A 13271-nucleotide genomic window follows, 5' to 3' on the forward strand; every position below is an offset into this window, starting at 1 on the left:
TCGCTACTGCGTCACCGCGCGCACGTTGGAGGCGACCTCGCTCAAGGAGACCATGCCCTTGGTCATCACTCGGTCGGCCCCTTCGAGGCGGGTGCGCTCCTCCTGCGTCAGGCTGCGGGCCGACAGGACGATCACGGGAATGTCGCGGTCCCTGGGCCGGCTGCGCAGCGCGTCGAGGAAGCTGAAGCCGTCCATGACCGGCATGGTGAGGTCGAGCAGGATGACGCGGGGCCGCGCGGCCTCGACGCGGTCCAGCGCCTCGCGGCCGTTGCCGGCCTCCGACACGCTCCACCCGTCGCGCTCCAGCGCGTGGCGCAGCCGATCGCGCGCGTCCTCGTCGTCGTCCACCACCAGGACGTCGCCCGCCTCCTCGCGGAACCGGTCCATGACGAGCCGGAAGCTCTCCCACTGCACGGGCTTGGCGACGTAGTCCGAGGCGCCGAGCGAGGAGGCGAGCGCCCGCTCGCTGACGAAGGTCACCATGATCACCGGGATCTCGGCGAGCTCGGGATCGGCCTTCAGGCGCGCGAGCACGGTCCAGCCGTCCATGCCCGGCATCATGACGTCGAGGAGGATGGCGCGCGGGCGCATCTCCTTGGCCATGGCCAGGCCCGTCTGGCCGTCCGGCGCGGTGATGGCGGCAAAGCCCTCGCGCGCCAGGAAGCGCGTCATCAGCTCGCGCTGGGCCGTGTCGTCGTCGATCACGAGAACCGTGTGGCGCCCGGCCGTGTCGGTGCCCTGCGGCAGCTGGGCGGGGCCGGGGGCCGCGTCCGGTTCGGCGGCATCGGGCAGCCGCGCCGGAACGGTGAGGCGGAACGTGCTGCCCTCGCCGGGGCGGCTCTCCACCGACACGCCGCCGCCCAGCATCTCGCTGAAGGCCTTGGTGAGCGACAGGCCGAGGCCCGTTCCCCCGAAGCGGCGCGTGGTGGAGGCGTCGGCCTGGGCGAAGCGCTGGAAAAGGCGCTCCAGCTGCTCGGGCGTCATGCCGATGCCGGTGTCGCAGACCGAGAAGACCAGCGTGTCGCCGCGGCGCTCGGCGCGCAGCGTGATCGTGCCCCCTTGCGTGAACTTGGCGGCGTTGCTGAGGAGGTTGAGGAGGATCTGGCGCAGCTTGGTGATGTCGCTGTGCATGGCGCCGACCTCGCCCTCGAACTCGACCTCCAGCCGGTTGTCCTTCTTCTCGGCGAGCGCCCGGGCGGTCGCGGCGACGTCGGCGACGATCTCTGCGACGTCGAAGGTCTCGGCATAGAGGTCCATCTTGCCGCTCTCGACCTTGGACAGGTCGAGAACGTCGTTGATGAGGCCGAGGAGATGGCGGGCGTTGCTCTCGATCTTGCGGATGTCGCGCACGAGGTCGCCGGCCACCGCGCCCTCCTCGGCCTCCTCGATCAGCATCTCGCTGTAGCCGATGATGGCCGAGAGGGGCGTGCGCAACTCGTGGCTCATGTTGGCCAGGAACTGCGACTTGGCGAGGTTCGCCTCCTCGGCGGCCTGCAGCGCCTCCATCTTGGCGCGCTCGGCCAGGATCTGGGAGGTCGTCTCGTTGCAGGCGCAGAAGAGACCGTCGATGCTTCCGTCCTCGCCGTAGACCGGCGTGTAGGAGAAGGCGAAATGCGCCTCCTCGACGTGGCCGTTGCGCTCGACCTGCAGGGCGATGTCGTCGAAGTGGACGGATTCGCCCTCGTGGACACGGGCCACGAGCGGGCCGATCTCGTCCCAGATCTCGCTCCAGGTTTCCCGGAAGCGCTGCCCGAAGGCGGCCGGGTGCTTGCTCTGGAGAAGCGCGATGTAGGGATCGTTGTACAGCATGATCCCGTCCTCGCCCCAGGCGAGGAACATGGGCTGGCGCGAGGCGAGCATCAGCGAGACCATGGTCTTAAGCGCGCGCGGCCAGCCCGATGGCGGACCCAGCGGCGTCGCCGCCCAGTCGGCCGCCCGCATGCGGCGGGCCATCTCGCCCTCGCCGCTCAGAAACCGCGCGCTCGTCATGACTGGCATCTCCCCGGAGCGGACGAGACGCCGACCGCGCCCGAACCGATCCAAGGTTGCGCGCACGAGCCCGCGATCAAGGGCGGGCGCGGATCAGTCCTCGAAGGAGCGGCGGTCAATGCCGTGGCGCTGGAGCTTGTCGTAGAAGGTCTTGCGCGGCAGGCCGAGGGCCTCCAGCGAGGCGCGCACCTCGCCCCGGTGCCGGCGCAGCGTCTCGCGGATCGCCTCGCCCTCGAAGCGCTCGACCCGCTCGGCGAGCGAACCGCCCGCATCGCGGGTCGGCGCCTCGGCGGGCTCGTCCTCCTCGCTCAGGCCGAGCGCCACGCGCTCGGCATAGTGCGAGAGCTCGCGCACGTTGCCGGGCCAGTCGTGCTCAGACAAGGTCCGCCGCACCGCCGCGCCGATCTCGGGCAGGGGCCGGCCGAAGCGCCGCGCGGCGCGCCCGAGGAAGTGGTGGAAGAGGAGGGGGACGTCCTCGCGCCGCTCGCGCAAGGGCGGGATCCGAAGCGTCACCACGTTCAGCCGGTAGAAGAGATCCTCACGAAAGGCGCCGCGCCGGGCGGGATCGCCGAGATCGACCTTGGCGGCGGCCACCACGCGAAGGTCCAACTCGCGCCGCTCGTTGGTGCCGAGCGGCTCGACGCTGCGCGTCTCCAGAACCCGCAGGAGGCGGACCTGGAGCGCGGGGGGCATGGACTCGATCTCGTCCAGAAACAGCGTGCCCCCGCTCGCGTGCTCGATGCGCCCGACGCGCCGCCGGGCCGCGCCCGTGAAGGCGCCGGGCTCGTGGCCGAAGAGCTCGCTCTCGATCACGCTCTCGGGCAGCGCGCCGCAGTTGAGCGCCACGAAGGGGCGCGCGCGCCGCCGGCTCCAGGCGTGGAGCAGCGAGGCCACGACCTCCTTGCCCGATCCCGTCTCGCCCTCCACCAGGACGTCGACCTGCGTGTCGGCGATCTGGCGCAGCGTGCGGCGCAGGCGCTGGATCACCGGCGTCTCGCCGATCAGCGGCAGGTCCTCGTCCACCGCCTCGGCGGCCTCGCGCAGCCGCCGGTTCTCTAGAACGAGACGACGCTTCTCGGCCGCGCGCCGCACGCTTTCCACCAGCCGGTCGGCGGCGAACGGCTTGGCGATGAAGTCGTAGGCCCCTTCCTTGAGGGCGCCGACCGCGAGCTCGACGTCGCCGTGGCCGGTGACGAGGATCACCGGCAGGTCGGGGTCGAGCGCGTGGAGGCGGCGAAACAGCGCCATGCCGTCGGTGCCGGGCATGCGGATGTCGGTGACGACCACCGCCGGCTCCGTGTCGGCGACCCGCTCCAGCGCCTCGGCGGCGGACGAGGCCCCCACGGCCTCCAGCCCGGCGAGGGCCAGGGTCTGGAGCGTGGCCGCGCGCAGGTGCGCCTCGTCGTCCACGAAGAGGATCCGGGGTTCGGCAGAATGGCTCATCGGTTTTCCGCCCGCGGCAGATCGATCAGGAAGGAGGCGCCGCCGCCCGGCGCAGGACCGGCCGACAGGCGGCCGCCGAACTCGGAGACGATGTCCTGCGAGATCACGAGGCCGAGGCCCAGCCCGTCGGGCTTGGTGGTGGAGAAGGGCGTGAAAAGGCGCTCCATCTGCTCCGGCGAGAGGCCCGGCCCGTTATCCGTGACCGCGAGGCGCACCCGGCCCTCGCCACGTTCGAGCGTGATCGCAATGCGCGGCGCGGGATGTCCGCGCAGCGCGTCCATCGCGTTGCGCAGGAGGTTGACCAGAACCTGCTCGAGCCGCAGCCGGTCGGCCTCGACCGCGAACGAGCCCCCCGCGTCCGGCAATGCGACGGCGATGCCCTGCTCGGCGAGCCGCGTCGAGAGCATAAGCATCGCCCCGTCCAGCGCCTCTCGCAGCTCGACCCGCGCACGCCCGCCGGCCGGGCGCCGCGCGATCGAGCGCAGCGTCCCCGTGATCGAGCCGACGCGCTCCGTCAGCCCGACGATGTGCGAAAGGTTCTCGCGTGCGGCCTCCTCTTGCGCGCGCTCCAGGAAGCGGCCGGCGTTTTCGGCATAGGTGCGGATCGCGGCGAGCGGCTGGTTGATCTCGTGCGCGACGCCCGCCGTGATCTGGCCGAGCGTCGCCAGGCGGTTGGCCTGCGCGAGGTCGTCGCGCAGGCGGATGATGCGGTTCTGCGCCTCGGCGCGCTCGGCCATCTCGCGCTCCAGCCGTCCGTTGGCGCGGGTCAGCTCGACGGTGCGCTCGGCGACCGCCTCCTCCAGCGCCTGCGCGGTGCGGGCGAGCGCGTCGCGCTTCTCCTGCTCGCGTCGCCGGCGCCGGGCGAGGAGAAAGGCGGCGAGCGCCAGGAGGAGCAGCGTCAGCGCGGCGACGAGACGCGCGGGAATGCCCGCCGCGCGCCGTGCCCCGTCGACCGGCGAGAGGATGTGCAGGCGCCAGCCCTCCGGCCCGTCGGCGAGCGGGGCGACGGTCTCGACGAACCGCCCGGCCTCGCGGCCGCTGGAAAGGCGCCATTGGCCGTCCTCCAGCTGCCGCGCGCCGGGAAGGGGGGTGAGGTCGGCGTCGGGCGACTGCAGGTCGAGGCGGGCCTTGGCGATGTCGCCGACCGAGAGGGGGGCGACCGCGTGGAAGCGCCAGTCCGGCACGCCCGTCGCCAGGACCACCCCTTGCGCGTCGGTCACGAAGGTCGGGCGTCCCGTGCCGGCCCAAGCCCGCTCCACGGCGCCGAGCTCGACCTTCGCCACCACCACGCCGAGCGGCGCGCCGCCCTCGTCGACGCGTTGCGACAGGTAGATGCCCGGCCGCCCGCTGACCGTGCCGAGCGCGTATTGCTGGGCCGAGCCGCCGGCCATCGCCTGCGCGTAGTAGCGGCGGAAGCGGTAGTCCGATCCCACGAAGCTGTCGGGCTCGCGGTAGTTGCTGGCGGCCACCGCCCGGCCGTCCTTGTCCAGGAGGTAGATGACCTGCGCCCGCGTCTGCCCGGCGAGAAGCCGCAGCTTCTCGTTCACGGCCGAGAGGTTGGCGGCGAGCGGCAGGCGCAGACTGGCACGAATGCTGCCTTCCTGCGCGAGCACGACCGGCACGGTGCGCTGGCGGTCGATCTCGGCGAGCAGCGCGGCGGAGGCGAGCGGCCAAGCGGCCTGGCCCTCCGCGGCCACCGCCGCCACGGCGCGGCGCTCGGCCAGGCGCCCCGCGCCCTCGGTCAGAAGGCCTCCGAGCGCGAGGAGGATCGCTAGCGCCGCGATCCGCTGGGGCGAGGGCCAGGGCCGGGAAGCGGGCGCCGGCGGCGGGACGGGACGGTTCATCCTGTGTGGATTATCGCACAAGGTCGGAGCCTGTCGAGCGGATCGCCGCACGCGCCGGGGCGCGAAAGCGGCACAACCCCGTCCCGAGCCCCGGCGTTCCGGCATATCTGCCCTGCGGGAACCAACTGGCACGCGGCTTGCAAGATGATCACCGGAGCCTTTGTCCGCCTCGCCGGACGGCTCCCGCCGGCCTGCCGGCCCCAAAAACCGCAAAGGGAGGAAGACCATGGCCGCCAGCATGCCCGTCCACGCCGCCGAGCCGCCCCGGCGCAAGCCGCTCTACGCCCAGCTCTACGTTCAGGTTCTCGTCGCGATCGCCATCGGCGTCGCGCTCGGCCACTACTACCCCGCCTATGGCGAGGCGATGAAGCCGCTCGGCGACGCCTTCATCAAGCTCGTCAAGATGATCATCGCCCCGGTCATCTTCCTGACCATCGTCACCGGCATCGCCGGCATGAGCGACCTGAAGAAGGTCGGTCGCGTCGCGGGCAAGGCGATGATCTACTTCCTGACCTTCTCGACGCTGGCGCTGATCATCGGCCTCGTGGTGGCCAACGTCGTGCATCCGGGCTCCGGCCTCAACATCGACCCCGCCACGCTCGATACCAAGGCGGTCGCCGACTACGCGGCCAAGGCGCACGACCAGACGCTGGTCGGCTTCCTCCAGAACATCATCCCGACCACGATCGTCAGCGCCTTCGCGTCCGGCGACATCCTCCAGGTCCTGTTCTTCTCGGTGCTCTTCGGCATCGCGCTCGGCATGGTGGGCGAGCGGGGCCAGCCGGTCCTCTCCTTCCTGCAGGCGCTGTCGGCGCCGATGTTCCGCCTCGTCGCCATCCTCATGAAGGCGGCCCCGGTCGGCGCCTTCGGCGCCATGGCCTTCACGATCGGCAAGTACGGCGTCGGCTCGATCGCCAACCTCGCCATGCTGGTCGGCACCTTCTACCTGACCTCGCTGCTTTTCGTGGTGGTCGTGCTCGGCGCGGTCTGCCGCTACAACGGCTTCTCGATCTTCGCCCTCATCCGCTACATCAAGGAGGAACTCCTCCTGGTGCTCGGCACCTCGTCGTCGGAGGCCGCCCTGCCGACGCTGATGGAGAAGATGGAGCGCGCCGGCGCCAAGAAGTCGGTGGTCGGCCTCGTGATCCCGACCGGCTACTCGTTCAACCTCGACGGCACCAACATCTACATGACGCTGGCCGCGCTGTTCATCGCGCAGGCCACCAACACCGACCTCACCTGGGGCCAGCAGATCCTGCTCCTGCTCGTCGCCATGCTCTCGTCCAAGGGCGCGGCGGGCATCACGGGCGCGGGATTCATCACGCTGGCCGCGACGCTCTCGGTGGTGCCGACGGTGCCGGTCGCCGGCATGGCGCTGATTCTGGGCGTCGACCGTTTCATGTCGGAGTGCCGCGCGCTGACCAACCTCGTCGGCAACGCGGTGGCGACGCTGGTGGTGGCGCGCTGGGAGGGCGAACTCGATACCGACCGCCTGCACGCGGCCCTGAACGGCCACGGCCCGGCGCCGGAATACGAGGCGCACGCGGTGCGTCCCGTTCCGGCCGAGTAGGGCCGCCCCTCGACAGGACAGGACAGGAAAGGCCGGGCCTCGGTGCCCGGCCTTTTCGTGTCCGCTCAAGGCCCGTCTGGCTGCGGCTCCTCGCCCTCGATCAGCGCGCGGCGCTCGGCCATCGCGGCTGCCAGGTCGTCGAGAAGCGCGCGCACGCGCGGCGCGCGGCGCAGGTCCGCATGGGTCAGGAGCCAGAGGTCGGTCGCAAAATCGGGCTCCGGCGCGCCGAGGCGCCTGAGACCCGGCCGCGCGTCGGCGACGAAGCAGGGAAGGTGGCCGACGCCGAGCCCCGCCTCCACCGCCGCCGCCAGCGCCAGCACCGAGTCGACGCGGTAGACGAGCTGCGCTTCCGGCACCCGCTCCACCGCCTGGCGCACCACCTTCAGCGCGCCCATCGTCTCGCCGAGCGCCACCCAGTCGCCCTCAGTGCCGCCATCGCCACCCCGCGCGCCGTAGAGCGCCCAGGCGATGCGCGCCGCCTTGCGCCCCACCAGCGTGTCGGGGGGCCGGTCGGTCGCGCGCACCGCCACGTCCGCGTCGCGCCGCGACAGGTTCAGCGCCTGGTTGGCGATCAGGACGTCGAGGCGGATGCGCGGATGGCGCCGGCGAAAGCCCGCGAAGGCTGGCGTCAGGAGGTGAAGCAGCAGGGAGTCGTTGGTGGTGACGCGGATCTCGCCCTCGAGCCCCGGCTCGGCACCCGCCATGCGCAGGGAGGCCGCGTCGATCTCCTCGCCGAGCCGCAGCGCCAGCGCGGTGATCTGCGCGCCCGCCGCGGTCGGGACGAGGCGCTGCCGGTCGCGCTCGAAGAAGGTGAGGCCGGTCGCCGTCTCGGCCTGCCGCAGCCGCCGGAACACGGTGGAATGGTCGAGCCGCAGCGCGCGCCCCGCGCCCGGCAGCGTGCCCTGCGTCGCGACCGCCCGGATCAGGCGCAGATCGTCCCAGGACAGGCTGTCGATCGGACTGGACATGTCACCCCTTCCGGCTGCGTCGCCCGGCAATCATGCCATTGCAAAAACGCAATTCCTACCCTCATTCACAAGGTCGATCATTGCGCATAGCTTTCGGGTCAGGCGACGCCACCGAGCCTCGCACGACCAGGGAGAAGCGCCATGTCCAAGGGCCTGCACCATGTCACCGCGATCGCCCGCTCGGCGGCGCGCAACGTCGACTTCTACACGCGCGTTCTTGGGCTGCGGCTCGTCAAGCGCACGGTGAACTTCGACGACCCGTCCACGCACCACCTCTACTACGGCGACGGCGCCGGCGCGCCGGGCACGGTGCTGACCTTCTTCCCATGGGAGAACGCCGCCCCCGGCCGGCTCGGCGTCGGCGAGACGCAGGAGACCGTGTTCCGCGTGCCGGAGGGCTCGATCGGCTACTGGACGCACCGCTTCCTGGAGAAGGGCGTCGAGCACCAAGCGATCGTGCGCCGCTTCGGAGAGACCGTTCTCTCGTTCCAGGACGGCGACGGGATGCGCATGGCGCTGGTGGCGGTGCCGGGCGCCGAACGGGAGACCGGCTGGAGCGACGGCGCGGTTCCGCCCGAGCACGCGATCCGCGGCTTCCACTCCGTCAGCCTCCTCCTGGAGGAAGTCGGGGCGACGGGGGCGATCCTCACCGACGTCTTCGGCTTCCGCGAGATCGGCCGCGAGGGCTCGACGACCCGCTTCGCCGTGCCGGACCTCGGCGTCGGCGGGGTGGTCGACATTCGCGCCGTCGGCGGCTTCCTGAAGCCTCGCCCGGGCGCGGGCAGCGTCCACCACATCGCCTTCCGCGCCGCCGACGACGCGGCGGAAGCCGCGATGGTGCAGCGCCTTGCCGAGAACCACGGCTTGACCACCACCGAGCAGAAGGACCGCAACTACTTCCGCTCGGTCTACTTCCGCGAGCCCGGCCACGTCCTGTTCGAGATCGCGACCGACATCCCCGGCTTCGCGGTGGACGAACCGCTGGAAAGCCTCGGGACCAGCTTGAAGCTTCCCGCGCCCTACGAGGCGCACCGCGCCGCCATCGAGGCGGTGCTGCCGGACCTCGGGCTGGGCGAGCGCCGCGCCGCATAGGATGCGATGACATCACCGGACGGGTCCGCCCGTCCGGTTCGCCTTTTCGAGACGGACGAAACCCATGACCGAGCTCTCCCACATCCACCGCTTCCGCGCCGGCGCCGTGCCGCGCGCGCCGCTTCTGCTGCTACACGGGACGGGCGGCGACGAGACCGATCTTCTCGGGCTCGGCGAGATGGTCGCGCCGGGCGCGAGCCTCCTGTCGCCGCGCGGGCAGGTGCTGGAGAACGGCATGCCGCGCTTCTTCCGCCGTCTGGCGGAGGGCGTCTTCGACGAGGCGGACGTGCGCCGGCGCGCAGGAGAGCTTGCCGCCTTCGTGGGCGAGGCGCGCCAGGCCTACGAGCTGGCGGCGCCGGTCGCACTCGGCTTCTCGAACGGCGCCAACATCGCGGCGGCCCTCCTGCTCCTCCATCCCGGCGTGCTTTCGGGCGCGGTGCTGATCCGCCCGATGGTGCCGTTGCGCGAGCCGCCCGCAGCCGATCTGCGGGATCTGCCGGTTCTCGTCCTGTCCGGCGCGATGGACCCGATCATGCCGGCTGGCGAGGGCGAGCGCCTAGCACGCCAGCTGGAGGTGGCGGGCGCACGCGTAGAGCATCGCACGGTTCCCGCCGGCCACGGCCTGACGCAGATCGACGTCTCGGCGGCGCGCGACTTCCTCGCCGCGCTGCCGCAGCCCGCGGCGGCCTGAGACGAGTTTGCTCCGAACAGGGCCCTGCGCGCGACATCCGTTGCGCGCGGGGCCGCGGGGCCGGGCATCCCGTTTCTGGCGGGCGCGGGGCCGTGGCCTTAGGATCGCGTTCATGACGTCGATCGACCCCGCCTCCGCCACGGATTCGCGCCGCCGCGTGCCCGGCTCGCGCCGCGAGACGCTGCGCCGCTGGCGCGACGGCGCGCTGACGCTCGCCGCCTTCGGCCTCGTCGCGGCCTTCGTCTTCGGCACGCTGCCCGCGACCCACCGCGAGGCCCCGCCCGCGCTTCTGGCGGACGCGGCGCTGACGCGCTGACGCAGGGCCGCTCTTCGGCCCTTTTCCCCGACGCGGAAGCGCATTAGTTTGCGCCCCTGACGATCCCCGTCGTCCGGCACGCGGCCGGCGATGGCGACGCCTTTGCCGCGCGCCGCGATCTTCCGCGGCCCGATCGATCGGTTCCGCCCTCATGAATGCCGAATCCACCGTCCGCCGCCGGCCCCTGATCCTGGCCGCCGTGATGGCCTCCATGGCCATGATCGCCATCGAGGCGACCATCGTCTCGACCGCCATGCCGCAGATCGCCGGCCAGCTCGGCGACCTCCAGCTCTACGCCTGGGTCTTCTCGTCCTTCCTCCTGACCCAGACCGCCACCACGGTGGTGTTCGGCAAGCTCGCCGACACGTTCGGCCGCAAGCCGGTGCTCCTCTTCGGGATCGCCGTGTTCCTGATCGGCTCCATCCTGTGCGGCTTCGCCTGGTCGATGACGAGCCTCATCGCCTTCCGGTTCATCCAGGGTCTTGGGGCGGGCGCGATCCAGCCGGTCGCCCTGACCGTCATCGGCGACCTCTACACGATGGAGGAGCGCGCCAAGATCCAGGGGTTCCTCGCCAGCGTCTGGGGCGTGTCCTCGGTGGTCGGGCCGTTCGCGGGCGGGCTGATCGTCGCCAACCTCAGCTGGGCCTGGGTCTTCTGGATCAACCTGCCGATCGGCCTTCTGGCGGCGGCGGGCTTCTTCCTGTTTCTGCGCGAGGACATGGTGCACGAGCGCCGGCGCGTCGACGGGCTCGGCGCCGGGCTCTTCGCCCTCAGTGTCGCCGCGCTCATGGTGGCGCTGACGGAAGCGGGAACGCAGGACTGGGCCGTCGCCGCCGTCTCGGCCGTCGTCTTCGTTGCGGCGCTCGCGCTGTTCTTCGCGCAGGAGCGGCGCGCCGCCGACCCGATGATGGACATGCGCCTCTGGTCGCGTCGCTCGATCCTCACCGTCAACGCCGCGACCCTCTTCAGCGGCATGTCGGTGATCGGCCTCACCACCTTCCTGCCGATGTACGTGCAGGGCGTGCTCGGCCAGTCGGCGCTGGTGGCGGGCTTCACGCTGACCGCGATGGTGCTGGGCTGGCCGGTGGGCGCGACGATCGCCGCTCGCAACTTCAAGCGCTTCGGCCTGCGGCCGACGCTGGTCTTCGGCGCCGTTCTGCTGCCGGTTGGCGCGATCGCCTTCCTGGTCCTCAGTCCCGGCATGTCGCCGCTCGTGCCCGCTCTCGGCTCGGTGGTGATGGGCCTCGGAATGGGCTTCCTCAACACCACCGCCATCGTGATGATCCAGGGGAGTGTGGGCTGGAGCGAGCGGGGCGCGGCCACCGCCTCCAACGTCTTCGCGCGAAACCTCGGCTCGACGCTGGGGGCAAGCGCGCTCGGCGCCGTGTTCAGCCTGTCGCTCGCGACCGGAGGCGGGCCGGCGGGCGGCTTCGAGGAGATCCGCCGCCTTCTGGAACAGACGGGAACGCTGGCAGCGGACGGCGCGGCGCGGCTGGCGCTCGGCGCCTCGCTGCACCTCACCTTCCTCGGCGTGTTCCTGATCGCGCTCGCGACGCTCGGCCTTGCGCTTCTCGTGCCACGGCCCGCGCCCGCCAAGACGGACGCACCGGTCGAAGCGCTGCCGGTCGAGGTCTAGGCCGCGTCGACCGCCGCGCGAAGCCGCCGCACCTCGTCTTCCGACGTGTCGGCCGGCTCCGCGACGTCGAAGCCCCAGCGCGCCATCTCGGGATTGGGGCGAAGGGGCCGGCGGCCCGAGGCGTGGATCTCGCGCGCGCCGGTGTCGCGCAGGAGGGCCGCCGCGTTGCCGGCGCGAACGCCGCTGCCCGGCATGACGGCGATGCGTCCCTCCGCCTGCTGCACGAGCTGCGTCAGCGTCGGCACGGCATCTGGCGCGCGCAAGGCCCCGCCCGAGGTGAGGACGCGCTCGAAGCCGAGCGAGACGGCCGCCTCCAGCGCCTCGCCAAGATCGGGCGCGAGGTCGAAGGCGCGGTGGAGCGTCCGGCCCATTCCCTCCGAGGCGGCCATGAGCTCGGCCAGCGGTTCGGCGTCGAGCCGTCCGTCCGCGCGGTTCGCCCCGAAGACGACGCCCGCGAGCCCGGCCCGGCGCACGGCCTCGATCTCCAGCCGCATCGCGTCCAGCTCCGCGCGGGAATAGCGGAACGGCCCCGAGCGCGGCCGGATCATGGCGTAGACCGGCACGGGCGCGCGCGCGGCCAGCGCGATCAGCCCGGGCGTCGGCGTCAGGCCGCCCAGCGCCAGGCTCGAGCAGAGCTCGATCCGGTCCGCCCCGCCGCGCAGCGCGGCGCCGAGGCCCTCCGGCGTGTCGACGCAGATTTCCAGAAGGGGACGGCTCATCGAGGTTCTCGCGGATGGCACGAGCGGGCGCTTCCCGCTAGGACGAGGCTTGAGCCTCACCCGATCCGCCGCCCTTGCCCGAAGCCCCGCCATGACGCAACCCGCTTCCCCCCGCCGCCTCTGCGCCGATATCGGCGGCTCCTTCATCAAGTTCGCCGCGGTCGACGAGGCGGGGGCGCTGCGCGACGAGCGGCGCGTGGCCACCGCCACCGGCGACTGGCCGGCCTTCGCGGCGAGCCTTGCCGAGCTGTGCGGCGCGGCGCCGGCCAGCGTGCCGCTCTGCCTCTCGATCGCCGGCGTCGCCGATCCCGAGAGCGGGATCGCGACGGTGGCCAACATTCCCTGCGTCTCGGGCCGACGCCTGGGGACCGAGCTTTCGGCGGCGCTCGGGCGGCCCGTTCGGGTCGCCAACGACGCGGACTGCTTCGTGCTCGCCGAGGCGCAGCGGGGCGCCGCGCAAGGGGCGCGCATCGTCTTCGGCATCATCCTCGGCAGCGGCGTCGGTGGCGGGCTGGTGGTGGACGGGCGCATCGTGGAAGGGGCGGGCGGCGTCTCGGGCGAATGGGGCCACGGGCCGGTCATGGGCCGCCGGCTCGTCGGCACGCGCGCGCTGGAGCCCTTCGCGTGCGGCTGCGGGCAGGCGGGGTGCCTCGACGCGGTGGGAAGCGCGCGCGGCCTCGAGCGGCTCGACGCTTTCCTGAATGGCGCACCGCGCACGAGCCTTGCGATCGTGGACGCCTGGAACGAGGGCGAACGCGGGGCGGGCGAGGCGGTCGAGCTCTACCTCGACCTCGTGTCGGGACCGCTCGCGATGGTGGTGAACCTGACCGGCGCCAGCGCCGTGCCGGTGGCCGGCGGCCTGTCCAACTCGGAGCGGCTGGTCGCGGCGCTCGACGCGGCGGTGCGGGCCCGCATCCTGCGCCGAACCGCCGAACCCCTGGTCGTGCGCTCGGTGCTCGGCGCCGATGCCGGCCTGATCGGCGCCTCGCTGCTCTGAGACGGC

General features: G+C 72.3%; 11 protein-coding genes. 6 read left to right on the forward strand and 5 right to left on the reverse strand.

All coding sequences use genetic code 11. The features are described 5' to 3' along the window. Positions 1-3: 3 nt before the first annotated feature. The 3 genes from AUL35_RS05585 to AUL35_RS05595 form a co-directional block, all read right to left on the reverse strand. Positions 4-1989, reverse strand: a complete 1986-nt coding sequence (locus AUL35_RS05585; protein ID WP_062012867.1) for a response regulator — start codon at positions 1987-1989, stop codon at positions 4-6. Positions 1990-2082: 93 nt separating this feature from the next. Then, positions 2083-3432, reverse strand: a complete 1350-nt coding sequence (locus AUL35_RS05590) for a sigma-54 dependent transcriptional regulator (RefSeq protein ID WP_062012869.1) — start codon at positions 3430-3432, stop codon at positions 2083-2085. Continuing rightward, a complete protein-coding gene (locus AUL35_RS05595; RefSeq protein WP_082666136.1) occupies positions 3429-5276 on the reverse strand; it encodes an ATP-binding protein in 1848 nt (615 codons plus the stop codon). Before AUL35_RS05595 ends, AUL35_RS05590 begins: the two co-directional genes overlap by 4 nt. A gap of 226 nt (positions 5277-5502) precedes the next feature. Here AUL35_RS05595 and AUL35_RS05600 point away from each other — a divergent pair, with 226 nt between their 5' ends. Then, positions 5503-6846: a dicarboxylate/amino acid:cation symporter gene (locus AUL35_RS05600; protein ID WP_062012871.1), complete on the forward strand. Its 1344-nt coding sequence runs from the start codon at positions 5503-5505 to the stop codon at positions 6844-6846. Between the two features lie 65 nt (positions 6847-6911). On the opposite strand, the gene AUL35_RS05605 is transcribed toward AUL35_RS05600, so the two are convergent. After that, positions 6912-7814, reverse strand: a complete 903-nt coding sequence (locus AUL35_RS05605) for a LysR family transcriptional regulator (protein ID WP_062012874.1) — start codon at positions 7812-7814, stop codon at positions 6912-6914. A 141-nt stretch (positions 7815-7955) separates the two neighbouring features. On the opposite strand from AUL35_RS05605, the gene AUL35_RS05610 reads away from it, so the two are divergent. From AUL35_RS05610 to AUL35_RS05625, 4 genes are all read left to right on the forward strand, one after another. Next, positions 7956-8906 (forward strand): ring-cleaving dioxygenase, encoded by a 951-nt coding sequence (locus AUL35_RS05610; RefSeq protein WP_062012876.1) that lies wholly within the window; start codon positions 7956-7958, stop codon positions 8904-8906. A 64-nt stretch (positions 8907-8970) separates the two neighbouring features. After that, the gene (locus AUL35_RS05615; protein WP_062012878.1) at positions 8971-9597 is read left to right on the forward strand and encodes an alpha/beta hydrolase; all 627 of its coding nucleotides are present in this window, start codon (positions 8971-8973) and stop codon (positions 9595-9597) included. A gap of 112 nt (positions 9598-9709) precedes the next feature. Further along, on the forward strand, positions 9710-9913 hold the full coding sequence (locus tag AUL35_RS05620; RefSeq protein ID WP_062012880.1) for a hypothetical protein: 204 nt from the start codon (positions 9710-9712) through the stop codon (positions 9911-9913). 151 nt (positions 9914-10064) lie between these two features. Continuing rightward, the gene (locus AUL35_RS05625) at positions 10065-11549 is read left to right on the forward strand and encodes an MDR family MFS transporter (protein WP_062012882.1); all 1485 of its coding nucleotides are present in this window, start codon (positions 10065-10067) and stop codon (positions 11547-11549) included. Here the strand turns inward: AUL35_RS05625 and AUL35_RS05630 are convergent. Then, the gene (locus AUL35_RS05630; RefSeq protein ID WP_062012884.1) at positions 11546-12268 is read right to left on the reverse strand and encodes a copper homeostasis protein CutC; all 723 of its coding nucleotides are present in this window, start codon (positions 12266-12268) and stop codon (positions 11546-11548) included. The genes AUL35_RS05625 and AUL35_RS05630 overlap by 4 nt on opposite strands. 49 nt (positions 12269-12317) lie before the next feature. Between AUL35_RS05630 and AUL35_RS05635 the strand changes: the two genes are divergently transcribed. Further along, positions 12318-13265 (forward strand): ROK family protein, encoded by a 948-nt coding sequence (locus AUL35_RS05635; RefSeq protein ID WP_244493671.1) that lies wholly within the window; start codon positions 12318-12320, stop codon positions 13263-13265. The last annotated feature ends 6 nt before the right edge of the window (positions 13266-13271 follow it).

The organism is Aureimonas sp. AU4 (assembly GCF_001463765.1).
Classification (GTDB): domain Bacteria; phylum Pseudomonadota; class Alphaproteobacteria; order Rhizobiales; family Rhizobiaceae; genus Aureimonas.

Coding starts and splice junctions, on each gene's coding strand:
- AUL35_RS05585 (WP_062012867.1), bottom strand. CDS start 1,989: ATGACGAGCGCGCGGTTTCTGAGCGGCGAGGGCGAGATGGCCCGCCGC.
- AUL35_RS05590 (WP_062012869.1), bottom strand. CDS start 3,432: ATGAGCCATTCTGCCGAACCCCGGATCCTCTTCGTGGACGACGAGGCG.
- AUL35_RS05595 (WP_082666136.1), bottom strand. CDS start 5,276: ATGAACCGTCCCGTCCCGCCGCCGGCGCCCGCTTCCCGGCCCTGGCCC.
- AUL35_RS05600 (WP_062012871.1), top strand. CDS start 5,503: ATGGCCGCCAGCATGCCCGTCCACGCCGCCGAGCCGCCCCGGCGCAAG.
- AUL35_RS05605 (WP_062012874.1), bottom strand. CDS start 7,814: ATGTCCAGTCCGATCGACAGCCTGTCCTGGGACGATCTGCGCCTGATC.
- AUL35_RS05610 (WP_062012876.1), top strand. CDS start 7,956: ATGTCCAAGGGCCTGCACCATGTCACCGCGATCGCCCGCTCGGCGGCG.
- AUL35_RS05615 (WP_062012878.1), top strand. CDS start 8,971: ATGACCGAGCTCTCCCACATCCACCGCTTCCGCGCCGGCGCCGTGCCG.
- AUL35_RS05620 (WP_062012880.1), top strand. CDS start 9,710: ATGACGTCGATCGACCCCGCCTCCGCCACGGATTCGCGCCGCCGCGTG.
- AUL35_RS05625 (WP_062012882.1), top strand. CDS start 10,065: ATGAATGCCGAATCCACCGTCCGCCGCCGGCCCCTGATCCTGGCCGCC.
- AUL35_RS05630 (WP_062012884.1), bottom strand. CDS start 12,268: ATGAGCCGTCCCCTTCTGGAAATCTGCGTCGACACGCCGGAGGGCCTC.